Source organism: Pseudomonas sp. TE9122 (assembly GCF_056278925.1).
In genome coordinates this window covers 4,437,501-4,460,970 of the sequence record NZ_JBWBQI010000001.1, presented here as the reverse complement: position 1 = coordinate 4,460,970, position 23,470 = coordinate 4,437,501, and the positions used below count along the sequence as shown (strand labels likewise).

Below are 23,470 nucleotides of genomic sequence, written 5' to 3'. Positions count from 1 at the left end.
TCGATACTCTCGACGGTCTCAGTTCACAGCGGACGTCGCTTCGACATGACGCGGTAAGGTCACCCGGATACGGGTGCCGCGTTGGCTTTGTACATCAGCCGGGCTGTCGATGGTGATTTGTCCATAATGCTCTTCAACGATGGAATAGACCAGTGCAAGGCCCAGACCGGTGCCTTCACCCGGATCCTTGGTGGTGAAGAAAGGTTCGAACAATCGGTCCATGATGCTCGACGGAATACCGCTGCCTTCGTCTTCGACGATCAGATCGACCGTGTGTTCGCCGGCTTCGCTCTTGACCCGTACCGCACTGTGCGGCGGCGAGGCGTCGCGGGCGTTGGAGAGCAGATTGATCAGCACCTGGGCGAGCCGTTGCGGGTCGCCTTCGACCCAATGATCGGGATCGCACAGGTTGTAGAACTGCACTTCGAAATTGCGCCGGTTCAGCGCCAGCAGGCCGATGGCATCCTGCGCGACTTCGGCCAGACACACCGGTTCGTCGTTGTGCTGATGACTGCCGGCATGGGCGAAGCTCATCAGCGACTGGACGATGCGCGAGACGCGTTTGGTCTGCTCGAGAATCTGCCCGCTGATTTCCGTCAGCTCGCCGTCGTCTTCGCGCTCTTCGCGCAGGTTCTGCGCCAGGCAGGCGATGCCGGTGATCGGGTTGCCGATTTCGTGGGCCACACCCGCTGCGAGTCGGCCGATGCTGGCCAGCCGTTCGGAATGCACCAGTTTATCTTCGAGCATCTGCGTTTCGGTCAGATCCTCGACCAGTAACACCAGGCCACTGTTACCTGGGGCCAACGGCTCGTCGATTGCCGCTTTGTGCAGATTCAGCCAGCGGGTCTGACCATCTAGGGCCAGATGCTGTTTGTGCAAATGCTCGTCGGGCAGGTTGATGAAGCCTTGCAGCAATTCTTTCCACGGGTTGGCGATGGTGCTCAAGCGAGAACCGACCACTCGCTGCGCGGCGATGCCGGTCAGCTCTTCCATCGCCTTGTTCCACATCAGGATCTCCTGATCCTTGGCCAGCGAGCAGACGCCCATCGGCAGTTCCTGCAAGGTCTGGCGGTGGTAGCGGCGCAGGGCGTCGAGTTCGGCGGCCAGGCCGGTGAGGCGCGAGTGATAATCCTCGAGACGGCTTTCAATGAAGTGAATGTCTTCGGTGACGTAGTTTTCGCCGCCAGCCTTATAGGGCAGGAAGGTTTCCACCATATCCTGCGCAACGCTCGGGCCCATCAGGCCGGACAGGTTGGCCTCGATGCGGTCGCGCAACCGGCGCAAGGCATACGGCCGGCGTTCATCGAAGGGCAGATACAAGTCGCGCAGCGCTTGCTCGACTTCTTTCTGCGCAGCCTTGGCACCCAGCGGCTTGGCCAGTTGCGTGGCGAATTCCTGCGGCGAAGCGGCGTGCAGTTCGCGGCGTTGCGGGCGGCGCACGTTATCCACCGCACAGGCTTCGGCGGCACTGGCTTCTTCCGGGCTGGCATTGGTGAACAGTGAGATCAGGGTGAACATCAACACGTTGGCCGCCAGCGAGGCGATGGCCGCCATGTGCCAACTGGTGTCGTCGAGCACGTAGATCATGTTCAACAGCGGGATATAGAAACCCTGCAGATTGCCGACCAGCGGCAGCAACATGGTCACCACCCAGACCGTGATCCCCGCCAGCAGACCGGCAATAAAGCCGCGGCGGTTGGCGGTCGGCCAGTACAGCACCGAGAGCACCCCGGGCAGAAATTGCAGGGTCGCAACAAAAGCGACGATGCCGAGGTTGGCCAGATCCTGTTCGACGCCCAGCATCAGGTAGAAACCGAAACCGGCCATGATGATCGCCACGATCAGGGCTCGACGGGTCCATTTCAGCCAGCGGTAGATGTTGCCTTCGGCCGGCGGTTGATAAAGCGGCAGCACCAGATGGTTCAGCGCCATGCCCGACAAGGCCAGGGTGGTGACGATGATCAGGCCACTGGCGGCGGACAAGCCACCGACGTAGGCGAGCAAGGCCAACGGTTTGCTGTTGGCGGCGATGCCGATGCCGAGGGTGAAATATTCCGGGTCTGTGGTGGCGCCGAGTTTCAGCCCGGCCCAAAGAATCAGCGGTACGGCGAGACTCATCAACAGCAGAAACAGCGGCAGGCCCCAACTGGCGCTGACCAGCGAGCGCGGATTGAGGTTTTCCGTAAAGGTCATGTGATACATGTGCGGCATCACGATCGCCGAGGCGAAGAACACCAGCAACAGTGTGCGCCACGGGCCTTCCTGCAACGGCGTGTGCAGGGCGGCGAGGGCCGTCTGGTTTTGCAGCAGCCACAGTTCGAGCTGTTGCGGGCCGTCGAATACGCCATACAGCGCATACAGGCCAACGCCGCCGAGGGCGATCAGTTTGATGATCGACTCAAAGGCAATCGCGAACACCAGCCCTTCATGTTTCTCGCGCGTGGCGATATGCCGGGAACCGAAGAAGATTGTGAACAGAATGATCAGCGCACAGAACGCCAGCGCCACGCGGCTCTGCACGCGTTCGCCGGTGAGGATGCCGATCGAGTCGGCCACTGCCTGAATCTGCAGGGCAAGCAATGGCAAGACGCCAATCAGCATGAAAATCGTGGTCAGCGCGCCGGCCCAGGTGCTGCGAAAGCGGAAGGCAAACAGGTCGGCCAGCGACGACAGTTGATAGGTGCGGGTGATCTTCAGGATCGGATAAAGCAGCACCGGCGCCAGCAGAAATGCACCGGACACGCCGAGATAGCTGGACAGAAAGCCGTAACCGTATTGATAGGCCAGGCCCACCGTGCCGTAGAACGCCCAGGCACTGGCGTAAACCCCCAGCGACAGGGTGTAGGTCAACGGGTGGCGAATGATCGCGCGCGGGATCATGCCCCGTTCGCTGACCCAGGCAACGCCGAACAGCGCCGCCAGGTACGCGGCGCTGATCAGGATCATCTGGGTCAGGCTAAAGCTCATCGGCATCTTTTTGGCTCTGCAGGATGAAGGTCACGACAATCAGGATCAGCCAGAGCAGATAAGGGCGATACCAGGCGCCCGTCGCGTCGATCCACCAATCCATGATGGCGGGGGAGAACAGGTAGATCCCGACGACCAGAAGCAGGACCAAGCGATAGATGTACATCCCGGCCTCTCTTTTTTATGCGCGTGCCCGAAAACGTGCGGCGATGGTAACGGATGGGCGCGCGACTGCAAGTGTCGTCATTGCAGTTGCGCTTCGGGCAGGGTCAGTGTGCGCGGGATCTTGGCAGCATCCCAATGTGCGCTGCCCCAGGCCAGCAGTTCGCGCGGCGAAGCGTGAGCCAGTTCGGTGCCGGGATGCTGCCCCAGCGCGCGCAAGGCCCGCAGTAGCAACGGCGTGGCCTGATCAGCCTCAAGCGGCGGCGAACGATAGGACTTGCCGAGTTTGTTGCCGTCCGGCTGGGTGATCAGTGGCAGGTGCAGATAGCGCGGCTGTTTCAGGCCGAGCAGTTCTTGCAGGTACAGCTGACGCGGCGTCGAATCGAGCAGATCGGCGCCGCGCACGATGTCGGTAATGCCTTGCCAGGCGTCATCGAGCACCACCGCCAATTGATAAGCGTAGAGACCATCGCGCCGACGAATGACGAAGTCGCCGACGTCGCGGCCCAGGTGCTGACGGTATTCGCCCTGCACGCGATCGATGAAGTGGTATTCCAGCTCAGGCACGCGCAGGCGGATCGCGGCGTCGTGCTGATCATGCCCGGCATTGCGGCAAAACCCCGGATAAATCCCGTGATACGGCTCCAGTTGTTTGCGCGAGCAGGTGCAGGCGTAGGCCAGACCGTGGTTGAACAGGCTGTCGAGCACTTCGGCATAAGCCGCGTGCCGATCGCTCTGGCGGACCATTTCGCCGTCCCATTCGAAACCGTAGCTTTCCAGCGCCTTGAGAATCGCCGCTTGCGCACCGGGCTCTTCGCGCGGCGGATCGAGATCTTCCATGCGCACCAGCCAGCGCCCACCGACGGAGCGGGCGTCGAGGTAAGACGCCAACGCAGCGACCAGCGAACCGAAGTGCAGGTGGCCACTGGGGGTAGGGGCGAAGCGGCCGATGTAGGCGGGGGATTTGGCAGTCATGGAGGCGATAAAGGCTATTCAGAATTTAAGCAGGTTACCCCTGTGGGAGCGAGCCTGCTCGCGAAAGCTGTGTCAGTCATGAAAGAGAGTTATCTGAGAGGACGCTTTCGCGAGCAGGCTCGCTCCCACAGAGGCAGAAGCAGGTTCCGCGGGCAAAACACAGAAACAAAAACGGAGCGTTCACACGCTCCGTTTTTCGTTCAGGCCGAGATTACTTGCCGACCTGCTTTTCCTTGATTTCCGCCAGGGTCTTGCAGTCGATGCACAGATCCGCGGTCGGACGGGCTTCGAGGCGCTTGACGCCAATCTCGATGCCGCAGGACTCGCACCAGCCGTACTCTTCGTCTTCGATCAACTGCAGGGTCTTGTCGATTTTCTTGATCAGCTTGCGCTCGCGGTCGCGGGCGCGCAGTTCGAGGGAGAACTCTTCTTCCTGGCTGGCACGGTCGGCCGGGTCAGGGAAGTTGGCCGCTTCGTCTTTCATGTGATCAACCGTACGGTCGACTTCCTGCATCAAGTCCAGTTTCCACTTGTTCAGGATCTTGGTGAAGTGCGCGCGCATCGGAGCGCCCATGTACTCTTCACCCGCCTTCTGAACGTAAGGTTCGAAGCCGCTGATCGACGTTTGCTGCTGTTGCTTTGCTTGGGTGGGCATGAAATGGACCGCCTCTACTCTTGTAATCCATTGCGCAGGATTGCTCCATCACCGACACCTGCCGGCCCTGCGGCTGCAAGCGGGCGAACTTACCAGATCAAATCAGCCTGCGCTACTCCCGGATGTCGAGCCCCCGGCGGGTGGCGCTTGCAGATGTCTGACAAGCCGTGTCTGTGGGAAGGGAGACCTGTTCAATCACTGATTTTAGTCAATCCTGGAGCGTACGTTCAGATCGTTACAGTCCAGCGTTCTTGAGGCTGTGACCTTCACGGGTTCTCGCTCGTTCCGGCAGACAGGTAGAATCGTCTCTTTTTTCCGTCGAAGGCATTCCAATGGCCCCCTACAGTGCGCGCAGTCGTGCGATCGAACCGTTCCATGTGATGGCGCTGCTGGCGCGGGCCAATGAATTGCAGGCCGAAGGCCACGACGTGATCCATCTGGAAATCGGTGAGCCGGACTTCACCACCGCCGAGCCGATCATTCGCGCCGGACAAGCTGCGTTGACGGCGGGCAAGACCCGCTACACCGCCGCCCGTGGCATTCCCGAACTGCGCGAGGCGATCGCCGGTTTCTACCAATCGCGTTATGGCCTGAATATCGACCCACGGCGGATTCTGATCACGCCGGGCGGCTCCGGCGCGTTGTTGCTGGCCAGTGCCCTGTTGGTCGATCCGGGTAAACACTGGCTGCTCGCCGACCCGGGCTACCCGTGCAATCGGCATTTCTTGCGGCTGGTCGAAGGCGCGGCGCAATTGGTGCCGGTCGGGCCGGAGGTGCGTTATCAACTGACCCCGGATCTGGTGGCGCGGCACTGGGACCACGACAGTGTCGGCGCCCTCGTCGCTTCGCCGGCCAACCCGACCGGAACCCTGCTGACCCGTGATGAACTGGGCGGACTGTCCACAGCGATCAAGGCCCGACACGGGCACTTGGTGGTGGATGAGATCTACCACGGCCTGACCTACGGCACTGATGCTGCCAGTGTGCTGGAAGTCGATGACGGCGCTTTTGTCCTCAACAGTTTCTCCAAGTATTTCGGCATGACCGGTTGGCGCCTGGGCTGGCTGGTGGCGCCAGACGCGGCGGTCAGCGAATTGGAAAAGCTTGCGCAGAACCTCTACATCAGCGCGCCGAGCATGGCGCAATACGCTGCGCTGGCCTGTTTCGAGCCAGCCACCATTGCGATTCTCGAAGAGCGCCGCTCCGAGTTTGCGCGCCGTCGCGATTTTCTCCTGCCGGCGCTGCGTGAACTTGGTTTCAACATTGCCGTTGAGCCTGAAGGCGCGTTTTATCTGTACGCCGATATCAGCCGTTTCGGCGGCGATGCCTTCGCGTTCTGCCGGCATTTCCTCGAAACCGAGCACGTCGCCTTTACGCCGGGACTGGATTTCGGTCGTTATCAGGCCGGTCATCACGTGCGCTTCGCTTACACACAAAACCTCGCACGATTACAGGAAGCCGTGGAACGCATCGCGCGCGGCTTGAAGAGCTGGCAAGGCTGATGCGCTTTTATCCTGCTCTGGAAGAAGCGCGGCTGATTCGACGTTACAAGCGTTTTCTCGCTGATATCGAGACCGTTAGCGGCGAGTTGCTGACCATTCACTGCCCCAATACCGGCTCGATGCTCAATTGCCAGGTCGAGGGCGGGCAGGTCTGGTTCAGTCGCTCCAATGACCCTAAACGCAAGTTGCCCGGCACTTGGGAAATTGGCGAAACCCCGCAGGGCCGGCTGTTTTGCGTCAACACCGGGCGCGCCAACGGTTTGGTCGAAGAAGCCTTGCAGGCTGGCGTGATTACCGAGTTGAACGGCTTTACCGCGTTGAAGCGTGAGGTTGCCTACGGACAGGAAAAAAGCCGCATCGACTTCCGCCTCGAATACCCCAGCGGCCCGGCGTATGTCGAAGTGAAAAGCGTCACCTTGGGCTTCGACGATACGGCGGTGGCGGCGTTTCCCGATGCGGTGACCCAGCGGGGCGCCAAACATCTGCGCGAGCTGGCGCATCTGGCGCGCGACGGCATTCGGGCGGTGCAGTTGTACTGCGTGAACCTCACCGGCATCGATGCCGTGCGCCCGGCCGAGGAAATCGATTGGGCTTACGCCGAGGCGCTGCGTGAGGCGGTCGCGTGCGGTGTCGAGGTGTTGGCGTATGGCGTGCGCCTTGACCATGAAGAGATGGTCATCGATCGCCGACTCGACGTGCGGCTCAACGGTTAAACGTCGATCCACACGCCTTGTGTATCCTCCCGGCATTCAATTGCCGTGAGCGACTGCCCGGCGCAGGGGCCGGCGACGCATTCGCCGTTCTCTATCAGAAACAGTGCGCCATGGGTGGCGCACTGGATCAGGCTGTTGCTCGGATCGAGAAACTGGTCGGGCTGCCATTCCAGCCCTACGCCCCGGTGCGGGCAGCGATTGAAATAGACAAAGACTTGGCCACCTCGACGCACGGCAAACAGCTTTTTGCCTTCGATTTCGAAACCGCGACTGCCAGCTTCGGCCAGATCGCTGCCGGCGCAGAGAAACTTCATGGCTATCCTCTAATGTCCGCTCGTGTCGGGATATGTCCGAGCTTGACGTTCAAATGCAAACAATTATCAAATGGCGACCTTATCCCACAGGGAGTCTGGCCGTTGCCGAGGATACTTGGCTCGCTGCGCCGATGCCCGGGAAACCTTGTTCAAGGAAGCTGCGTATGCGCCTGAAAACCCGCGTTGCCGTACTGTGCGTCGGCCTTTTTCTCAGCCATCAGGCGAGCGCAGCGGATTTACCGCAACGCTGGGTCAGCGCCGGCGGTGCGCTGTCGGAATGGGTCAGCGCACTGGGCGGCGAATCGAAGCTGGTAGGGGTCGACACCACCAGTCAGCATCCCCAATCGTTGCAGACGCTGCCGAGCATTGGTTATCAGCGCAGCCTGTCGGCCGAAGGCATCTTGAGCCTGCGCCCGGACATTCTGATCGGTACCGAAGAAATGGGGCCGCCGCCGGTTCTGGCGCAAGTCAAAGCGGCCAAGGTCAAAGTCGAGTTGTTTTCAGCCCAGCCTGATCTGCCGACGCTGGAAAAGAATGTCACTCATCTGGGCCAGTTGCTCGGTGCGCAAGAGAAGGCTGCGCAGTTGCTGGAGAATTATCAACAGCAGCTCCAGGCGCAGACAGTGCGAGTTGCCCAAGTGCAAACCACACAGAAAGCCCCCGGTGTGTTGCTGCTGCTCGGGCACGCCGGCGGCAAGCCGTTGATCGCCGGCAAGGACACTGCCGCCGATTGGCTGCTGCAACAGGCCGGCGGGCACAACCTTGCTACTCATACCGGCTACAAACCGTTTTCTGTCGAATCCCTCGCCAGCCTCGATCCCGAAGTGCTGGTGTTCGCTGACCGAGCGTTGACCGGCGAGGCGGCAAAAGCCGCGTTGTTCAAGGAAAATCCCATCCTCAATTCCAGCCGCGCGGCCAAGAGCGGGCGGGTGATGGAGCTGGACCCGACGCTGCTGGTTGGCGGTCTCGGGCCACGGTTGCCGGCTGCTTTGCAAACCCTGACGGACGGTTTCTACCCGGCCAAGGGCGGCCAATGACCACACTGGTCAAACCCCGTGGCTTGTTCATCGGCCTGACCTTGCTGTGTCTGCTGGCGATCTGGCTGTCGCTGGCATTGGGGCCGGTGAGCCTGCCGCTGTTTGACACTTTGCGCGCCGCGCTGCGTCTGGTTGGCGTGCCGCTGGCGCCGGAGGGGCTGGAGCAGGCCGAGCTGATTCTCGGCCAGATCCGTCTGCCGCGAACCTTGCTCGGCTTGGCGGTCGGCGGCGTGCTGGCGCTGTCCGGCGTGGCGATGCAAGGTCTGTTTCGTAATCCGCTGGCGGACCCGGGGCTGGTCGGGGTGTCCAGTGGCGCGGCACTTGGCGCGGCGATTGCGATTGTCGGCGGCTCGTTCTTTGGCGGCCTGCCGGAGTGGTTCGGGCCGTATCTGTTGTCGGTGTGCGCGTTTCTTGGCGGGCTCGGGGTGACGGCGCTGGTCTATCGGCTGGGCCGGCGCAACGGTCAGACCCACGTGGCGACCATGTTGCTGGCCGGTATCGCGCTGACGGCGCTGGCCAGTTCGGCGGTCGGTCTGTTCACTTATCTGGCCGATGACGCGACGCTGCGCACTCTGACCTTCTGGAACCTGGGCAGCCTCAACGGCGCCAGTTACGCGCGGTTGTGGCCCTTGCTGATCATCACCATCGGCGTGGCGCTGTGGCTGCCGCGTCGGGCCAAGGCATTGAATGCCTTGTTGCTCGGTGAATCCGAGGCTGGTCATCTGGGCATCGATGTCGAACGGCTCAAGCGCGAACTGGTGTTCTGCACCGCGCTGGGTGTTGGCGCGGCGGTGGCCGCTGCGGGCATGATCGGTTTTGTCGGGCTGGTGGTGCCGCATCTGGTGCGCCTGCTGGCCGGCCCGGATCACAAAGTGCTATTGCCAGCCTCGGTCCTGGCGGGTGCGAGCCAGTTATTGCTCGCCGATCTGGTGGCGCGCCTGGCGCTGGCGCCGGCGGAGTTGCCAATCGGCATTGTCACCGCGTTTATCGGCGCGCCGTTCTTTCTTTATCTGCTGCTGCGAGGGCGTGCCTGATGTTGTCTGCGCACAATCTGCATGTTCGCCGTGGCCGCAAAGCGGTGCTCAGTGGAGTCACGCTCGGGCTCGAACCCGGCGAGGTGCTTGGGGTGCTGGGGCCGAACGGCGCCGGGAAAAGCACGTTGCTTGGCGCCTTGTGCGGGGAGTTGCTCGCCAGTGACGGCAACGTTTCGCTCGACGGACAGGCATTGAGCTATTGGAGCGGAACACAGCGGGCACAACGACTGGCGGTGTTGCCGCAGGTGTCGACGCTGGATTTTGCCTTCGCCGTCGAAGAGGTCGTCGGCATGGGCCGTTTGCCGTACCAGACCGGGCGCGTGCGCGATGACGAGATTGTCGCAGCAGCGCTGGCCGCCGCCGATGCCGGGCACCTGAGTGGGCGCAGCTATCTGGCGTTGTCAGGTGGCGAGCGTCAGCGCGTGCATCTGGCGCGGGTGCTGGCGCAACTCTGGCCGGGTCAGGCCGGGCAAACCTTGTTGCTCGACGAACCGACATCGATGCTCGATCCGCTGCATCAGCACACCACCTTGCAAGCGGTGCGCGAGTTCGCCGATCGCGGCGCGGCGGTGCTGGTGATCCTGCATGATCTGAATCTTGCGGCGCGCTATTGTGATCGCGTGCTGTTGCTGGAGGAGGGGCGCCCGGTTGCGCTGGATACCCCGCAGCAGGTGCTGCGTCCGGATACGCTCAGAGCGGTGTTCGGCCTGGAGGTTTTGGTGCAACCGCACCCGGAGCGTGGGCATCCGCTGATCATCGCCCGCTGAATCATCATCGAGGTGTCGCATGCGTGGATTGTGGTTGTTGGCGCTGGTGTTGCTCGCGGGCTGTCAGCACGTGGCGGCTCCGCCGGTGGGCGCTGATATCCGCGATCTGCGCAGCGGCGAGATGCTCACCGCGCAGCAACTGCTGGTGCGTCTCGCTGAACCTGAGCGTTTGATCATCGGTGAGCAGCACGACAATGCCGATCATCATGCTGCGCAATTGTGGCTGTTGCAGTCGCTGGGCGAGCGCCGGGTGCAAGGCAGTCTGCTGCTGGAAATGCTCACGCCGGATCAACAAGCGAAAGTCGATGCGCTGCGCCAGTCGAAGTCCGTCGCGGCTGATTTGCCTGCGGCATTGACCTGGCAGGAGGGCTGGGACTGGAATCTTTACGGGCCGATCGTGCGCTTCGCTCTGACACAGCCATATCCGCTGCTGGCGGCCAATCTCGATGACAGGGAAATCCGTGCGTTTTACCGAAATCCACCTGCGCTGAACGGTCCTCGCAGTAATGCGTTGTCCGTGCAGAACACGTTGCTTGGACAAGTCAGTGAATCCCACTGCGGCCTGCTGCCCGAATCACGGATGCCGGCGATGCTGGCAATTCAGCAACAGCGTGATCGACGCATGGCCGAACGCATGCTGGCGGCGCCAATGCCTTCGATCCTGCTGGCCGGTGCCTGGCATGCGCGCAAGGATGTCGGCGTGCCGCTGCATTTGCTGGATCTTGGCGCTGGCAAGCCACCGATCGTATTGATGCTGGCCGAGCAGGGCGCTGCGGTAACGGCGGCGATGGCCGATTACGTCTGGTACACGCCGGCCACGCCGAAGCCGGATTACTGCGAGCAGATGCGTCAGCAATTCGCCAAATGACTTTCCGGCAGGCAAAAAAAGACCCGGTAAAAACCGGGTCAAATAACCGTGATTAGCCTGATGAGGAGATAATCTGAGAGTCCGAACCAAGGGCTTTTCAGAATATCGACTGATCTCGCGACCAGTTGTGATAATCATAGCGATTCTCATTACCGCGTCAACCGCTGTTTTTGCAAATCTGTAATTTAGTTTTACGAGTGGTGGTGAGGCCCTGTGAATAAAGGGCTATGCGCTAGGTGCGCTGCGTCGTCAACTGCGTGATCTGGCGATTCAACTGTCCGATGCGTCGAGCCATCCCCTCAATCAGGCTGTGCGCGATCTTCGGATTGCTGCGGGTCATGCTCAAAAACTGATCACCAGGAATCAACATCACCGTGCTCGGCTCGGACGTCACCACCGAAGCGTTGCGCGGCTCGCCGGTAAACAACGCCATGGCGCCGAAAATCTCGTCCTTCGGCACGTCACCGACCTTGTGCCCGTCAACAAATGCCTCGGCGTGCCCGTCGATGATCACGAAGACATGATCCGCTGCATCGCCCTGTTGGATCAGCACGGCGCCGGCCTCGACCCGTTTGAAGCCGTTGGTGCTGCGGAACTCCCGGGGTTTCAACTCGGCCACAGCGTGGGCGAGCAGCGCCATTTGCCCGAGCAGATAGCTCAGAAGCTGCTCGGCTCGATCAGGCTCAGCATACAAATGCTGCAAAACCTCTGCGCGACCATAGGGCAGCAGGCGCACAGTGCTGTCGCTGCATACGCGACAGTCGCTCCATTGCTCGCCACGTTGCAGACCGAGCAGATCACCTTCCTGCCAATAGAACAGAGGGCGGCCCGCGATGCAGCCATGCACAACGCCCTCGCTCAGCAAAAACAGCTGATCGTCCGGCAACTGCGCAAACAAATCATCCGTGGCCTCCAGTTCGACAACAGTCGCGCATGGCGATAAATCCTGTAGCCACTGCCCGGGAAGACTCTGCAAGCGATTGATCAATGCGTCGGCGTGCGCCGACTGTTCCCCCAGCAAATACATGGCGTCAGCGCCTGTTCAGTTTTTATGGCGCGCGGAAATGGCTTCGAGCTGCTTGTTCAAGGCGTCCTTGCGCTCGGCAGGGATGTCGTTCCAGTGCACGTCCATCAATGCCCCTTCGATCGCATACAACAACACCTTTGAAGCGCGAAAGCCTCGAGTACGCACGGCCCGGTAGGCATCCACTGCACCGAGGCGACGCAAGTCCGAGGCGCTGTGGATGCCCACGGCATGCAGCCATTGCGCCGATGTCTTGCCAAGATTTTTCAGGTGTTGCAGTTCATCATTCATCAAGCCTCCTTGCGACGGCCGAATGGTGCGTGGGCGAGCTTCTCAGCAGTGTAGCCATCAGTAGGAAAAGCGTGGTTGTTTGGTCGGATTCGACGCAAAAGCTTCTAAGAAAGGGGGGTAAAGGACCTGCGAACGCAGAGGGAAGGGAGGTAAACGATTATCAATGTGGGAGCGAGCCTGCTCGCGAAGAGGGCGTATCAGACACAATCAATATCGACTGACACTACGCCGTCGCGAGCAGGCTCGCTCCCATAGGGGCAAGGCGTGGTGTCAGGAAGATTTCCGGATATCAGCGAGTGCGATAGCGCAACCGTGTACCGAAATTCATTGACATCAGGATCTCGTCGGCACTCAGCTCCGGCGGAAAGTACGCACCGGAAATCTGTGCATGGGCCAGGCTGGCGCCTTCGAGCGAAGCCTTGCGGAAATCGATGCCACGCAAATCGGCGGAGCGGAAATACGCATCGCGGAAATCCACGTTATCGGCGTTCAGTTCACGCAGGTCGAGGCCACGAAAATCGCCGCCGACCATGTCGATCAGACCATCCTGTGGACGTTCTTTGTTGAAGCCTGCAACGTCATCTTTGTGCAGCAGGGCGTAAAGCGGAGTGTCGAGCAGTTTAGGCTGGCTCATGTCAGATCACCTGTTGGTTTTATGACGCCAGTATAGTGCCACTATTTGCCGGCCGTGAAGCGAGCGAGGGCTTCACGGCCGAAATAGTTTTTTACAGGCCCGGCAGGCGCTGACGGATCTGCGCAACCACGGTGTCCAGCGTGCCGGATTCATTGGTCTGCACGCGTTTGCTGCGCAGAATCTCCTCCGGGGTCAGCGCTTCGCGGTTGGCCTGCTGCGCTTCGATCACTGCCAGGGTGGCGTCGGACGGATCCTTCTGATCGGCCTGGCGCATCGCCAGCCAGCTTTCGATTACCGCTTGCGGGGCATTGCAGTCGAGGATCAGGAACGGCGTGCCAGTGGCTTCGGCAATCTTCGCCGCGTTATCGCGCTGCTCGCGTTTGAGATAGGTCGCGTCGATCACTACCGGGAACCCGGCGTGCAAAATCACCTCGGCGATTTCATGCAGGCGCGCGTAGGTCGCGGTGCTGGCATCGGCGCTGTAAATGCCGGCCTGCACGTCGTTGGCAACGGTCTGCTCACCGAACAGGCGCTTGCGCTCGACATCGGAACGCAGGCGAATTGCGCCCAGCGCTTCGACCAGGCGCATGGCCACATGGCTCTTGCCGACTGCGGAAACACCGTGGGTAATGGCCATGAAGCGCGAAGGAATGGTGCTGTAGCTTTCCGCCAGGTTGGCGTAGTTGCGGTACTGGCGCAGGGTGGTGGCGCGCTGCACCGCAGTCGCGTCCGCCGGCATGCTGAACAGTGCCACCTTGGCCCGCACCAGCGCGCGGTAGGCTTTATAGAAGTTCAGCACTTCCAGGCCCTCATAGTCGCCGGTCAGTTCCAGATACTGGCTGATGAGGCGACGCGCCAACGATTTCAGGCCACGGTCTTCCAGGTCCATGGCGAGGAAGCCGGTGTCGGCCCAGACATCAGTGAAACGGAATGGCTCGTTGAACTCGATGCAGTCGAAGATCACCACATTGCCGTCGATGACCGTGGCGTTGCCCAGGTGAATGTCGCCGTGGCATTCACGGGTGAAACCTTGTGTCTTGCGCTGGGCGAACAGGGGCTTGAGGCGCTCGAAGCTGCTTTCGGCCCAGGCTTTCAATGCCTCAAGTTGCAGCAAGTCGTTCTTGTCGCTGAGGAACGGCAGGATCTGCTCGAAATTTTGCGCGACCGGCGCCATCACGCTGTCCGGTGTACCGGCGTCGTGTTCGGCCGGGACTTTCGGGGCGTTGAGATGGAAATGGGCGATCTGCTCGGCCAACGCGTCGATGTGCTGAGTGGTCAGTTCGCCATTGGCTTGCAGGGTGCTGAGCAAGCCGCTCTGCGGGAACTGGCGCATTTTCAGCACGTATTCGATAGCCGGGCCGTCGCCGCCCAGTTGCGGTGCCTCGACGCTGCCGGTGACCGGCAACACGTCCAGATACAAATCAGCGGTCAGACGCTGGTTCAGGCGCAGCTCTTCAGCGCAGAAATGCGCACGTGCGTCGAGGCTGGTGAAGTCGAGGAAGCCGAAATTCACCGGCTTCTTCACTTTATAGGCAAAGGGCCCGGTGAGAATCACCCACGAGATGTGGGTTTCGATGATCTGAAACCCTTCGACGGGATGCGGGTAGAGGGCCGGGTTTTGCAGGGCAGCGATCAGGGACTGGCTCACGGGCGATCCTTCAGAGGCGGGGGAATTCGAGGCGGCCATTATGGCTGCTTGCCCGCCTGACGCAAACCTCCGCGCGTGCCTGTTGAGGATCGATAAAGTGCGTATAATCCGCCGCCATGACTCGATCCCGATCCCCCCGTACCAAGAAAAAACCACCAGCCAAGGGCCTCAGCCCATGGTTGAGCTGGGCCATTAAACTCAGCCTGGTCGGCCTTGTAGTGCTGGCCGGCTTTGCCGTTTACCTCGATGCCGTGGTGCAGGAGAAGTTCTCCGGCAAGCGCTGGACCATCCCGGCCAAGGTGTACGCGCGCCCGCTTGAGCTGTTCGTCGGACAGAAGCTCAGCAAGGACGATTTCCTCACCGAACTCGATGCCCTCGGCTATCGCCGCGAAGCCGTGAGCAATGGCCCCGGCGCCGCCGCCGTCAGCGGCAATACGGTTGACCTGAACACTCGTGGCTTCCAGTTCTATGAAGGTCTGGAAAAGCCGCAGCCGGTGCGTGTGCGCTTCTCCGGCGATTACGTCGCCGAACTGTCCTCGACCAACGGTTCGAAACTGTCGGTGGTGCGCCTCGAGCCGCTGATGATCGGCGGCATTTACCCGAAAAATCTCGAAGACCGCATCCTGATCAAACTCGATCAGGTGCCGCCGTACTTGCTCGAAACCCTGATCGCCGTCGAAGACCGCGACTTCTACAGTCACTGGGGCGTGTCGCCGAAATCGATCGCCCGCGCCGTGTGGATCAACACCTCCGGCGGCAAGATGACCCAGGGCGGCAGTACGCTGACCCAGCAGTTGGTGAAGAACTTCTACCTGACCAGCGAACGCAGCCTGACCCGCAAGCTCACCGAAGCGATGATGGCGTTGCTGCTGGAACTGCATTACGACAAGAAGGAAATTCTTGAGGCCTATCTCAACGAAGTCTTCGTCGGTCAGGACGGCCAGCGTGCGGTGCACGGTTTTGGTCTGGCCAGTCAGTTCTTCTTCGGCCAGCCTTTGTCCGAGCTGAAACTGCATCAGGTTGCGATGCTGGTCGGCATGGTCAAGGGACCGTCCTACTACAACCCGCGCCGCAACCCGGAACGCGCGCTGGAGCGGCGCAATCTGGTCCTCGACGTGCTGGCGCAGCAAGGCGTGGCAACCCCCGAACAAGTCGAAGCGGCGAAGAAAATGCCGCTCGGTGTGACGACTCGCGGCAAGCTCGCCGACAGCTCGTTCCCGGGCTTTATCGACCTGGTCAAACGCCAGTTGCGCGAAGACTACCGCGACGAAGACCTGACCGAAGAAGGCCTGCGCATCTTCACCAGTTTCGACCCGATTCTGCAGATGAAAGCCGAAGCCTCGGTCAACGACACGTTCAAGCGTCTGGCCGGGCGCAAGGGATCGGATGACGTCGAAGCGGCGATGGTCGTGACCAACCCGGAAACCGGCGAAGTCCAGGCGATGATCGGCAGCCGTCAGGCCAGTTACGCCGGTTTCAACCGCGCACTCGATGCGGTACGCCCGATCGGCTCGCTGATCAAACCGGCGGTGTATCTGACCGCGCTGGAGAAACCGAGCCAGTACACGTTGACCAGTTGGCTGTCGGACGATCCACTGTCGGTCAAGGGCGCCAACGGTCAGGTGTGGAAACCGCAGAACTACGATCGCCGCTCCCACGGTACAGTGTTCCTCTATCAGGGCCTGGCGCATTCCTACAACCTGTCGACCTCGCGTCTGGGCCTGGAAGTCGGCGTGCCGAACGTGCTCAAGACCGTAGGTCGTCTGGGAGTTACCCGTGAATTCCCGGCGTTCCCGTCGATGCTGCTCGGTGCTGGCGGTATGACGCCGATCGAAGTGGCGACCATGTACCAGACGCTGGCCAACGGTGGTTTCAATACGCCGATGCGCGGCATTCGCAGCGTGCTGACCGCCGAGGGCGAGCCGCTCAAGCGTTATCCGTTCCAGATCGAACAGCGCTTCGACCCTGCCTCGATTTACCTGATCCAGAACGCCATGCAGCGGGTGATGCGTGAAGGTACCGGCAGTTCGGTTTATAACGTGCTGCCCAAGACCCTGACACTGGCGGGCAAGACCGGTACCAGTAACGATTCGCGCGACAGCTGGTTTGCCGGTTTCAGTCAGGATCTGCTGGCAGTGGTCTGGCTCGGCCGCGACGACAACGGCAAGACGCCGTTCACCGGGGCGACCGGTGCGCTGCAGGTCTGGACCAGTTTCATGCGCAAGGCCGATCCGCTGCCGCTGGACATGCCGCAGCCGGACAACGTCGTGCAGGCCTGGGTCGATTCGCGCACCGGCCAGGGTTCCGATGCCAACTGCCCCGGCGCGGTACAGATGCCGTATATTCGCGGCAGCGAGCCGCCACCCGGCGCCGCGTGTGCAAGCGAAACACCTGCCTCGCCGGAGTCGGTGATGGACTGGGTCAAGGGCTGGATGAATTAAGCAAAGAGGGTTTCAAGTGAACAAGTGGTTGATTCCAGCGGTGACCGCCGTGGCTTTGCTCAGCGGCTGCTCCACCGTACAGCGTGGTTCGATTCCGGTAGTGGATTCGGGTACGGCCGTGTCCAACAGCGAACGCATCGGCGCCAATGGCGGTTTCCGCCAGACCACGGTCAAGCGCCCGGCGCAGGGCCAGACTCAGGCGATTCCGCAGGGCGATACCGGCGTGGTGGTGATGGTGCCGGGCGGCGGTGCTGCGGTGTCAACACCGATCAGTTCTTCGCCGATCGTCCCGGGGCCTGCATCTGGCGGTATCACGTCGGGGCCGTATAACCCATCGGCGGTTGAGTCGGCGCCGATCAACTCCGGCAGCTACAGCATGCCGTCGACGCCAAGTGGCATTCCTTCGGCCAGCAGTGGCGGTGGTCTGTCGGCGGATGAGCAACTGGACGGTCCGGTACTCGCCTTGCTGACCACCGCGCAACAGCAGCAGGCTGGCGGCGACCTCAACGGTGCCTCTTCCAGCCTGGAGCGGGCGCAACGTGTCGCCCCCCGGGAGCCACAAGTGCTTTACCGTCTGGCGCAGGTGCGCATGGCCCAGGGCGATGCGCCGCAAGCCGAGCAATTTGCCCGTCGCGCGTTGACCATGGCCAACGGTCGTCCGGATCTGCAAGCCAGCCTGTGGGAAATCATCGCTCAATCTCGTGAGAAACAAGGCGATTCCGCCGGCGCCGCGCTGGCCCGTCAGAAGGCCAAGGTTTCCCTGTGATGGACGTGCGTTTCCCGAAAATCGCCGATCAGCTGTTGTTGATTGAACGCGAGCTGCGCACCCAGGGCTGGTGGGATGAGGTTGAGCCATCGGCCGAAGCGCTGAGCAGTGTCGAGCCGTTTTCGGTCGACACGCTGGACTTCGAGCAATGGCTGCAATGGATCTTCCTGCCGCGCATGAAGATGATCCTCGAACAGGATCTGCCCTTGCCGAACGCCTCGGGCATTCAGGAAATGGCGGAAATGGTCTTCGCCCAGCGCAACCTTGGCGGCAAGGATCGGCAGTTGCAGGTGCTGCTCAAAGAGTTTGACCGGCTGATCACTGCCTCCCGCTGAGCGCGTTTGTGTAGGAGCTTTGTAGGAGCTGCCGAAGGCTGCGATCTTTTGACTTTAGACGAGCAGGATCAAAAGATCGCAGCCTCGTTGCACTCGTCAGCTCCTACAAGTTCCGACGTCGCGATTACGAGCAATTCTCGGCAATCTGCTTCTTCGCTTCGACGATGCGTTCCTGACGCTGTGTATCATCGAGCCTTCGCAAATCCCCCTCGACCTCCTCACGCAAGCGCGGATTGTTCTGCAGTTGCGCCAGGTTCGTGCGTGCCTGTTCGCAAAAGGCCTTGAGCTGCGCCTGCTGCTCGGCGACCTGTTTCTTCACCTTGGCATCAATGGCTTTCTGATCGCCGAGTACGCCGCCGCCCGGCAGCGGCGCGGCTTTCGGCGCGGGTGAGGAGGGCGTTTGCACGGTCGTCGCCGGTTGGCCCTGCGGCGGTTGTGCATCGAAATGCGTGACGCCTTGGGCATCGACCCATTTGTAGATTTGAGCGGCCGAGCACCATGGGCTGAGACCGATCAGCAAAGTGAGGAGGAGCGTTCGCATGCTGATTCCTTGGCAAAAATGCGCAATTGACGCTAACAGAGTAGCGCTTTTCAGGTTTTTTCTTGCGTTCTCATGTGCTTACCCACAATTAACCCCACAGACGACTTGACTTGCAGAGGGCGAAACAGAAGAATCCAAAGTCCGCTGTAGAGGGACTGCCAGAAGCAGACCCACTCGGTAGATCATGAGGCGCACATCCGCGCCGACCTGTTACACCCGCAACGCGTTACCTCGCGCTGGGTGGGAAAGGCCCGCAACACTTGGGACGATCCCAATACTTGCTCAGTCAGTGCTGACGTAGTCGGCGACCACCGTCGCTCATGCTCTGCCGAGAAGTAAACCTATTAAGACCCGCCCCTTTTTTGTGGACGGTATTCTGGCGTTTTAGAGGTGAACAACGTGGAGCTTTTATCTGGCGGTGAGATGCTCGTCCGCTTTTTGCGTGACGAAGGCGTCAAATATATCTACGGGTACCCGGGTGGTGCTCTCCTGCATGTTTACGATGCCCTGTTCAAAGAACCGGAAGTGACCCACATCCTGGTTCGTCACGAACAAGCGGCTACCCATATGGCTGACGGCTACGCCCGTGCCACCGGTAAAGCCGGCGTGGTATTGGTGACATCCGGTCCAGGCGCCACAAACGCCATCACCGGTATCGCCACCGCCTATATGGACTCGATTCCGATGGTGATCATTTCCGGTCAGGTGCCAAGCACCATGGTCGGCACCGACGCGTTCCAGGAAACCGACATGATCGGTATCTCCCGGCCGATCGTGAAGCACAGCTTCATGATCAAGCACGCTTCGGAAATCCCGGAAGTCATGAAGAAGGCCTTCTACCTGGCGCAATCCGGTCGTCCGGGTCCGGTCGTGGTCGACATCCCGAAAGACATGACCAATCCGGCCGAGAAATTCGAATACGTCTTCCCGAAGAAAGCCAAGCTGCGTTCCTACAGCCCGGCCGTTCGCGGTCACTCCGGGCAGATCCGCAAGGCGGCAGAAATGCTCCTGGCGGCCAAGCGCCCGGTGCTGTACTCCGGCGGCGGCGTGATTCTCGGCAATGGCTCCGCGCAACTGACCGAGCTGGCGAAAATGCTCAACCTGCCGGTGACCAACACCTTGATGGGGCTGGGTGCTTTTCCTGGCACTGACCGTCAGTTCATCGGCATGCTCGGCATGCACGGCAGTTACACCGCGAACCTGGCGATGCACCATGCCGATGTGATCCTCGCCGTCGGCGCACGCTTCGACGATCGGGTGATCAACGGCCCGGCGAAATTCTGCCCGAACGCCAAGATCATCCACATCGACATCGACCCGGCGTCGATCTCCAAGACCATCAAGGCTGACGTGCCAATCGTGGGTCCGGTCGAGAGCGTCCTGACCGAAATGGTCGCGATCCTCAAGGAAATCGGCGAGACCCCGAACAAGGAGTCCGTGGCCAGTTGGTGGAAGCAGGTCGATGAATGGCGTGGCGATCGCGGCCTGTTCCCTTATGAAAAGGGCGACGGCAGCAAGATCAAACCGCAGACCGTGATCGAAACCCTCTGCGAAGTGACCAAGGGCGACGCCTTTGTGACCTCCGACGTGGGTCAGCACCAGATGTTCGCTGCGCAGTACTACACGTTCAACAAGCCGAACCGCTGGATCAACTCCGGTGGTCTGGGCACGATGGGCTTCGGTCTGCCAGCCGCGATGGGCATCAAACTGAGCTTCCCGGACGACGACGTTGCCTGCGTCACCGGCGAAGGCAGTATCCAGATGAATATCCAGGAGCTGTCGACCTGCCTGCAATACGGCTTGCCGGTAAAGATCGTCATCCTCAACAACGGTGTGCTGGGCATGGTTCGCCAGTGGCAGGACATGAGCTACGGCAGCCGTCACTCGCACTCCTACATGGAATCGCTGCCCGACTTCATCAAGCTGGCTGAAGCCTACGGCCACGTTGGCGTACGCATCACCGAATCGAAAGATTTGAAGTCGAAGATGGCCGAAGCGTTCGCCATGAAGGATCGCCTGGTGATCATCGATGTTGCGGTCGACACCAAGCGAGCACGTCTACCCGATGCAGATCAAAGACGGCTCCATGCGCGATATGTGGCTGAGCAAGACGGAGCGTACTTAATCATGCGGCACATTATTTCCCTGCTTCTGGAAAACGAACCCGGCGCTCTGTCTCGTGTAGTCGGCCTGTTCTCGCAGCGCAACTACAACATCGAAAGCCTGACCGTGGCGCCGACCGAAGACCCGACCCTGTCGCGTCTGACGCTGACCACCGTGGGTCACGATGAAGTCATCGAGCAGATCACCAAAAACCTGAACAAGCTGATCGAAGTGGTCAAGCTGGTGGACCTGTCGGAAAGCGCTCACATCGAGCGTGAACTGATGCTGGTCAAGGTCAAGGCCACTGGCGCCCAGCGCGCCGAGATCAAACGCACTACCGATATCTACCGTGGGCAGATCGTCGATGTCAGCGCCAGCGTGTATACCGTTCAGTTGACCGGTACCAGCGACAAGCTCGACAGCTTCATTCAGTCCATCGGCACCGCATCGATTCTGGAAACCGTCCGTAGCGGCGTGACCGGCATTGCTCGCGGCGACAAAGTTCTCAGCATCTAAACCAAATTAGCGCATGGCCTGAACGGCCGGATATAAGGGGAAATTCATGAAAGTTTTCTACGATAAAGACTGCGACCTGTCGATCATCCAGGGCAAGAAAGTTGCCATCATCGGTTACGGCTCCCAGGGCCACGCTCAGGCGTGCAACCTCAAAGACTCCGGTGTCGACGTTACCGTCGGTCTGCGTAAAGGTTCGGCCACCGTTGCCAAAGCCGAAGCTCACGGCCTGAAAGTGACCGACGTTGCTTCCGCTGTTGCCGCTGCCGACCTGGTCATGATCCTGACCCCGGACGAGTTCCAGTCCTCGCTGTACAAGAACGAAATCGAGCCGAACATCAAGAAAGGCGCCACTCTGGCCTTCTCCCACGGCTTCGCGATTCACTACAACCAGGTTGTTCCGCGTGCCGACCTCGACGTGATCATGATCGCGCCGAAAGCCCCGGGCCACACTGTGCGTTCCGAGTTCGTCAAAGGCGGCGGTATCCCTGACCTGATCGCGATCTACCAGGACGCCTCGGGCAACGCCAAAAACGTTGCACTGTCCTACGCCGCTGGCGTCGGTGGCGGTCGTACCGGCATCATCGAAACCACCTTCAAGGACGAGACCGAAACTGACCTGTTCGGCGAACAAGCCGTTCTGTGCGGCGGTACCGTTGAACTGGTAAAAGCCGGTTTCGAAACTCTGGTTGAAGCTGGCTACGCGCCGGAAATGGCCTACTTCGAGTGCCTGCACGAACTGAAGCTGATCGTTGACCTCATGTACGAAGGCGGTATCGCCAACATGAACTACTCGATCTCCAACAACGCCGAGTACGGCGAGTACGTGACTGGCCCGGAAGTGATCAACGCCGAATCCCGTCAGGCCATGCGCAACGCCCTGAAACGTATTCAGGACGGCGAATACGCCAAAATGTTCATCAGCGAAGGCGCAACCGGCTACCCTTCGATGACCGCCAAGCGTCGTAACAACGCCGCTCACGGTATCGAAATCATCGGCGAGCAACTGCGCTCCATGATGCCGTGGATCGGTGCCAACAAGATCGTCGACAAAGCCAAAAACTAAGTCGTCGTCCCTTGTACGAAAAACGCGGCCTAGGCCGCGTTTTTTCGTTTGGGCCGGTGCTTCTGGTATAAAGCTGCATCGTTTGTGGCCGAACTGTCGTCCTCAAGCCTCTGTCGAATTTTTTCCAAACCGTTGCAAGGTAATGTCCATGAGCGAACGTCCCGAAGAGCCGAACAAGGCTTCCGACGCCGAAAGCCTGCTGCCCATCGATGAACACATCGAAGAAGGGCACGACGCCGAAGGTCGTAAAGTCCGGCATCGTGGTATCTATCTGCTGCCGAACCTGTTCACCACCGCCAACCTGTTCGCAGGCTTCTATTCCATCATCAACTCGATGAGCGCGCAGGCCGCGTTGAGCGCCGGCGACTCGGTGAATGCGAGCAAGTACTTCGCCTTCGCTGCAATCGCGATTTTCGTCGCGATGGTGCTCGACGGTCTCGATGGTCGCGTAGCGCGCATGACCAATACGCAAAGTGCTTTCGGCGCCGAGTATGACTCGCTGTCGGACATGGTCGCCTTCGGCGTCGCGCCGGCATTGCTGGCCTTCGGCTGGGCGCTGGGAGACATGGGCAAGGTCGGCTGGATGGTCGCCTTCATATATGTAGCGGGTGCGGCGTTGCGTCTGGCGCGTTTCAACACCCAGGTCGGCACGGCGGACAAACGTTACTTCATCGGTCTGGCCAGCCCGGCGGCGGCAGGTGTTGTGGCCGGCATTGTCTGGGCGTTCAGCGATTACGGCATTCAGGGTTCGAAGATGTCGTTCCTGGTGGCGTTGATGGTGGCGGCGGCCGGCATGCTGATGGTCAGCAACATCAAGTACAACAGCTTCAAGGAGCTGGATCTCAAAGGTCGCGTGCCGTTCGTGGCGATCCTGGCGGTGGTGCTGGTATTCGCTGTCGTGTTCAGTGATCCGCCGCGCATTCTGCTGCTGGTGTTCCTCGCCTATGCGGCGTCCGGTCCGGTGCAGTATCTGTTGCGCCTTCGTCGTCACAAAAACGCCGAGTGATGTAATTTCCCGCATACTCCGCAGTCTATGGGTGCACCTGTCCTCCAAAGCTGCGGAGTTGTCATGTTGATCAAGATCCCCAAAGCATCCGACTGCCATGAGTCGGAT

Annotated in this window: 23 protein-coding genes and 1 pseudogene (1 of these 24 running past the window's edge); 14 read left to right on the top strand and 10 right to left on the bottom strand. The window is 60.6% G+C overall.

All coding sequences use genetic code 11. The features are described from left to right. Positions 1 to 18: 18 nt before the first annotated feature. From ACZ9BE_RS20080 to dksA, 4 genes are all read right to left on the bottom strand, one after another. Positions 19 to 2,973 (bottom strand): sensor histidine kinase, encoded by a 2,955-nt coding sequence (locus ACZ9BE_RS20080; RefSeq protein ID WP_024014332.1) that lies wholly within the window; start codon positions 2,971 to 2,973, stop codon positions 19 to 21. Further along, positions 2,957 to 3,133 (bottom strand): hypothetical protein, encoded by a 177-nt coding sequence (locus tag ACZ9BE_RS20075; protein ID WP_003176118.1) that lies wholly within the window; start codon positions 3,131 to 3,133, stop codon positions 2,957 to 2,959. The genes ACZ9BE_RS20080 and ACZ9BE_RS20075 overlap by 17 nt, the downstream gene beginning before the upstream one ends. Positions 3,134 to 3,210: 77 nt before the next feature. Then, the gene (gene gluQRS / locus ACZ9BE_RS20070; protein ID WP_252886811.1) at positions 3,211 to 4,104 is read right to left on the bottom strand and encodes a tRNA glutamyl-Q(34) synthetase GluQRS; all 894 of its coding nucleotides are present in this window, start codon (positions 4,102 to 4,104) and stop codon (positions 3,211 to 3,213) included. 211 nt (positions 4,105 to 4,315) lie between these two features. Continuing rightward, positions 4,316 to 4,759, bottom strand: coding sequence for an RNA polymerase-binding protein DksA (gene dksA, locus ACZ9BE_RS20065; protein WP_041477831.1), 444 nt, complete (start codon positions 4,757 to 4,759; stop codon positions 4,316 to 4,318). A gap of 332 nt (positions 4,760 to 5,091) precedes the next feature. Between dksA and ACZ9BE_RS20060 the strand changes: the two genes are divergently transcribed. Next, positions 5,092 to 6,261: a pyridoxal phosphate-dependent aminotransferase gene (locus ACZ9BE_RS20060; protein WP_095181823.1), complete on the top strand. Its 1,170-nt coding sequence runs from the start codon at positions 5,092 to 5,094 to the stop codon at positions 6,259 to 6,261. After that, positions 6,261 to 6,974, top strand: coding sequence for a DNA/RNA nuclease SfsA (gene sfsA / locus ACZ9BE_RS20055; protein WP_236168687.1), 714 nt, complete (start codon positions 6,261 to 6,263; stop codon positions 6,972 to 6,974). Before ACZ9BE_RS20060 ends, sfsA begins: the two co-directional genes overlap by 1 nt. Here the strand turns inward: sfsA and ACZ9BE_RS20050 are convergent. After that, a complete protein-coding gene (locus ACZ9BE_RS20050; protein WP_122506697.1) occupies positions 6,971 to 7,288 on the bottom strand; it encodes a Rieske (2Fe-2S) protein in 318 nt (105 codons plus the stop codon). The genes sfsA and ACZ9BE_RS20050 overlap by 4 nt on opposite strands. 164 nt (positions 7,289 to 7,452) lie before the next feature. Here ACZ9BE_RS20050 and ACZ9BE_RS20045 point away from each other — a divergent pair, with 164 nt between their 5' ends. Genes ACZ9BE_RS20045 through ACZ9BE_RS20030 form a run of 4 tightly spaced genes read left to right on the top strand, consistent with a single transcriptional unit; the run spans position 7,453 to position 10,994 of the window. Continuing rightward, on the top strand, positions 7,453 to 8,325 hold the full coding sequence (locus tag ACZ9BE_RS20045) for a heme/hemin ABC transporter substrate-binding protein (RefSeq protein WP_353188477.1): 873 nt from the start codon (positions 7,453 to 7,455) through the stop codon (positions 8,323 to 8,325). A gap of 50 nt (positions 8,326 to 8,375) precedes the next feature. Next, entirely contained in the window at positions 8,376 to 9,359 is a 984-nt protein-coding gene (locus tag ACZ9BE_RS20040; protein WP_476250147.1) for a FecCD family ABC transporter permease, read from the top strand. Next, entirely contained in the window at positions 9,359 to 10,126 is a 768-nt protein-coding gene (locus tag ACZ9BE_RS20035; RefSeq protein WP_252868290.1) for a heme ABC transporter ATP-binding protein, read from the top strand. Before ACZ9BE_RS20040 ends, ACZ9BE_RS20035 begins: the two co-directional genes overlap by 1 nt. Before the next feature lie 19 nt (positions 10,127 to 10,145). After that, entirely contained in the window at positions 10,146 to 10,994 is an 849-nt protein-coding gene (locus ACZ9BE_RS20030; protein ID WP_315435457.1) for a ChaN family lipoprotein, read from the top strand. A 232-nt stretch (positions 10,995 to 11,226) separates the two neighbouring features. On the opposite strand, the gene ACZ9BE_RS20025 is transcribed toward ACZ9BE_RS20030, so the two are convergent. The 4 genes from ACZ9BE_RS20025 to ACZ9BE_RS20010 all read right to left on the bottom strand — a co-directional run bounded on the left by ACZ9BE_RS20025 (position 11,227) and on the right by ACZ9BE_RS20010 (position 14,591). Beyond that, positions 11,227 to 12,021 carry a Crp/Fnr family transcriptional regulator gene (locus ACZ9BE_RS20025; protein ID WP_476249847.1) on the bottom strand — a complete coding sequence of 265 codons (795 nt, stop codon included), beginning with the start codon at positions 12,019 to 12,021 and terminating at the stop codon, positions 11,227 to 11,229. 15 nt (positions 12,022 to 12,036) lie between these two features. Continuing rightward, positions 12,037 to 12,309: a TfoX/Sxy family protein gene (locus ACZ9BE_RS20020; RefSeq protein ID WP_016773175.1), complete on the bottom strand. Its 273-nt coding sequence runs from the start codon at positions 12,307 to 12,309 to the stop codon at positions 12,037 to 12,039. A 289-nt stretch (positions 12,310 to 12,598) separates the two neighbouring features. Further along, positions 12,599 to 12,943: a pentapeptide repeat-containing protein gene (locus tag ACZ9BE_RS20015; protein ID WP_041477841.1), complete on the bottom strand. Its 345-nt coding sequence runs from the start codon at positions 12,941 to 12,943 to the stop codon at positions 12,599 to 12,601. Positions 12,944 to 13,034: 91 nt separating this feature from the next. Beyond that, the gene (locus ACZ9BE_RS20010) at positions 13,035 to 14,591 is read right to left on the bottom strand and encodes a bifunctional aminoglycoside phosphotransferase/ATP-binding protein (protein WP_476249846.1); all 1,557 of its coding nucleotides are present in this window, start codon (positions 14,589 to 14,591) and stop codon (positions 13,035 to 13,037) included. A 116-nt stretch (positions 14,592 to 14,707) separates the two neighbouring features. Between ACZ9BE_RS20010 and mrcB the strand changes: the two genes are divergently transcribed. Genes mrcB through ACZ9BE_RS19995 form a run of 3 tightly spaced genes read left to right on the top strand, consistent with a single transcriptional unit; the run spans position 14,708 to position 18,133 of the window. Next, positions 14,708 to 17,032, top strand: a complete 2,325-nt coding sequence (gene mrcB, locus ACZ9BE_RS20005) for a penicillin-binding protein 1B (protein WP_095181816.1) — start codon at positions 14,708 to 14,710, stop codon at positions 17,030 to 17,032. A gap of 16 nt (positions 17,033 to 17,048) precedes the next feature. Further along, entirely contained in the window at positions 17,049 to 17,798 is a 750-nt protein-coding gene (locus ACZ9BE_RS20000; protein ID WP_041477844.1) for a tetratricopeptide repeat protein, read from the top strand. Next, positions 17,798 to 18,133, top strand: coding sequence for a YqcC family protein (locus ACZ9BE_RS19995; RefSeq protein WP_460142352.1), 336 nt, complete (start codon positions 17,798 to 17,800; stop codon positions 18,131 to 18,133). The genes ACZ9BE_RS20000 and ACZ9BE_RS19995 overlap by 1 nt, the downstream gene beginning before the upstream one ends. A 124-nt stretch (positions 18,134 to 18,257) precedes the next feature. Here ACZ9BE_RS19995 and ACZ9BE_RS19990 read toward each other — a convergent pair whose 3' ends face one another. Continuing rightward, on the bottom strand, positions 18,258 to 18,674 hold the full coding sequence (locus tag ACZ9BE_RS19990) for a DUF4124 domain-containing protein (RefSeq protein ID WP_150638534.1): 417 nt from the start codon (positions 18,672 to 18,674) through the stop codon (positions 18,258 to 18,260). Positions 18,675 to 19,073: 399 nt separating this feature from the next. On the opposite strand from ACZ9BE_RS19990, the pseudogene ACZ9BE_RS19985 reads away from it, so the two are divergent. The 5 genes and pseudogenes from ACZ9BE_RS19985 to msrP form a co-directional block, all read left to right on the top strand. Beyond that, positions 19,074 to 20,799 (top strand): annotated as a pseudogene (locus ACZ9BE_RS19985) (acetolactate synthase 3 large subunit). Between the two features lie 2 nt (positions 20,800 to 20,801). Further along, entirely contained in the window at positions 20,802 to 21,293 is a 492-nt protein-coding gene (gene ilvN, locus ACZ9BE_RS19980; protein ID WP_003176102.1) for an acetolactate synthase small subunit, read from the top strand. 46 nt (positions 21,294 to 21,339) lie between these two features. Next, positions 21,340 to 22,356 (top strand): ketol-acid reductoisomerase, encoded by a 1,017-nt coding sequence (gene ilvC / locus ACZ9BE_RS19975; RefSeq protein WP_003228216.1) that lies wholly within the window; start codon positions 21,340 to 21,342, stop codon positions 22,354 to 22,356. Between the two features lie 148 nt (positions 22,357 to 22,504). Then, entirely contained in the window at positions 22,505 to 23,362 is an 858-nt protein-coding gene (pssA, locus tag ACZ9BE_RS19970) for a CDP-diacylglycerol--serine O-phosphatidyltransferase (RefSeq protein WP_016773182.1), read from the top strand. Positions 23,363 to 23,425: 63 nt separating this feature from the next. Next, on the top strand, positions 23,426 to 23,470 hold the 5' portion of the coding sequence (gene msrP, locus ACZ9BE_RS19965; protein WP_476249845.1) for a protein-methionine-sulfoxide reductase catalytic subunit MsrP. It continues 969 nt past the right edge of the window; the window shows 45 of its 1,014 coding nt (coding positions 1-45); the start codon lies at positions 23,426 to 23,428; its stop codon lies off the right edge, out of view.